This is a genomic window from Streptomyces sp. DH12, assembly GCF_020873895.1.
GTDB lineage: Bacteria > Actinomycetota > Actinomycetes > Streptomycetales > Streptomycetaceae > Streptomyces.
The window spans coordinates 1-387 of sequence record NZ_JAHWGT010001683.1; the positions used below are offsets into that span (position 1 = coordinate 1).

1 pseudogene is annotated in these 387 nt (G+C 75.2%); it reads left to right on the forward strand.

From position 1 onward, the window contains the following. Nucleotides 1–387: pseudogene (locus LPA54_RS41730) on the forward strand (hypothetical protein); the annotation flags it as partial.

Below are 387 nucleotides of genomic sequence, written 5' to 3' on the forward strand. Positions count from 1 at the left end.
ACGCCCGCCGGATCGCCGAGGCGGGCGTCGCCGTGGTGCTGCTGGCCGTCACCACGGTGCTGACGCAGACCGAGCCGGGCCGCACCGAGCAGGACGCGCGGGCGGCCGCCGCCACCTCGTCCTCGGCCCCGGCGACCGGGCAGGGCAGTGGTGCGGTGAGCCTGACCATGCCCTTCGACACCGGCGGCACGAACGGCAAGGGCGTCGTCTCGGTCGACCTCGACCCCGCCCAGGCCGGCGACAACGCCCTGCACGTCTACGTCGAGGGACCGGACGGCACGCCGGTCGACGTTCCCGAGGTGAAGATCGCCCTCACCCTCGCCGCCCAGGACATCGGGCCGCTGCCCGTCGCCCCCGACCGCATCACCACCGGACACTGGTCGGCGA